We start from the raw sequence: 1,479 nt of genomic DNA, 5'->3' as shown, positions 1-1,479 counted from the left end.
AGAGTTCGCCTACTGCGAGAGCAGGCTTGATTGAGTGAAACGAATGAGGGACTGAGACGCAGTTAGGCGCAACGACTTGATATCTGTCCGCACGTCTATCCTACTCAAGGAATCGAGCTCGTGCGGAGACGGGAATGCTAGGATGACTTCTTTCATAGAGTTTTTTCTGTCAGGTTCATCGCAGGATAACTTGCAGAAAAAACTGACTTGTCATCCTCTGCGCAAGCTTGTGCGCGCAACGTTAGATCTAGTTGATAGATAAAAGCCTCACTGAGTGCAAGTTCTCATTTCAAGCTATACAGGCTCGAGTTCTCTCGCACTCTTGTATCATCTAAGCTCGCGCTCATTCTGAAAGGCTACGCTGATCTTTCACTCTGCTCGCTGCGCTACGATGATACTGACACCGTTTCACGGAGTCAAGCTTGAAATGTTCACTTGAACAGTCTGCTGAGAGGCTCTTTTCTATCAGCTAGCTGCCGCATTCATCCAGATATCGTCTAGCACACCAACCGCTGACCGCTCAGCGTGCTAAGTTTTTGGGTTGGGATTAAAATTGTCATAAAGGTCATTAATTCGGCGGGGAAGCGGTTGGGTGCTGCGACTTGTTCGGTTGATTTATTTCCGGGGTTGGTGTTCTAACTTGTGATTAATTACGCTACCGCCCTTGGTCAATTCACTCAAACTTAGCAAAAACCAAACGGCATAGTGTCTACATAGAAAAAGCTAAGCAAAATTTTGAGGATCTAACGATCATAAAGTAACAAAAAGAATGATGCCTAACTTTAGCGAGCTAGAAACAGAAAACACGTTCTCGATGTGAGACTATCAGCTGGTAAATTGTATCTCTTAATCTGAAGCTTCTAGCAGGAGTAGAATTAAAACCGAACGTCTAGCGCAGGCACCCCTAGCAGCGGGGGGCGAGCGTGGAACGCGGGGTTGAGGTTGGAGTTACGGGGATTCATCGAAACTGGGCGGCTGGTAGGGGGTGCTCTGGCGCGTCTTGTTCTGCTTCTTTGATTCTCTTCCGTTTGGGCATGGTGAACAACAAGCCGATGACAAAAAAGATGAACGCGGGAACCATGCTCATAATCGACGAGGCGACGAAAACCGAAAAGGCTCCTGCTGGATCACCCAGTATGATGGTGGAAACGAGAACTAGAAAGCCACCAATTAGGCCCCCAACGACGTGCCGAACATTGTCACTGGATGAAGCTTGGTAATAGACCTTGGCTGGGTCAATGGATGAAGTTCGATAGCGAAACCACTGAATCACTACTAATACAATACCGACTGGAATCCATAAAAGTAGGTGGAAGAGGTAGTAAAATACACAAATCATCGTACTCCCAGAGGGACCTGTCACGTCCGGAGGTATCGGCTCCGAAGCGCACTTACACACAATCAGATTTGAGAGACCGAGCATCAGGTAAGCTGCCGGCAGGTAAATGCCTAGGATGTCGCGTCGAAGCATGAATATCT

1 protein-coding gene is annotated in these 1,479 nt (G+C 47.6%); it reads right to left on the bottom strand.

The window, feature by feature from the left end:
• Positions 1-958: 958 nt before the first annotated feature.
• Positions 959-1,479: hypothetical protein (locus JIN82_RS06960; protein WP_234041843.1), on the bottom strand; the 521-nt coding region annotated here is incomplete at its 5' end.

Origin of the sequence: Persicirhabdus sediminis, from assembly GCF_016595495.1 — a bacterium.
Classification (GTDB): Bacteria; Verrucomicrobiota; Verrucomicrobiia; order Verrucomicrobiales; family Akkermansiaceae; genus Persicirhabdus; species Persicirhabdus sediminis.
Note: the sequence above shows the minus strand (reverse complement) of the source record. Positions and strands in the feature narration are given on the sequence as shown.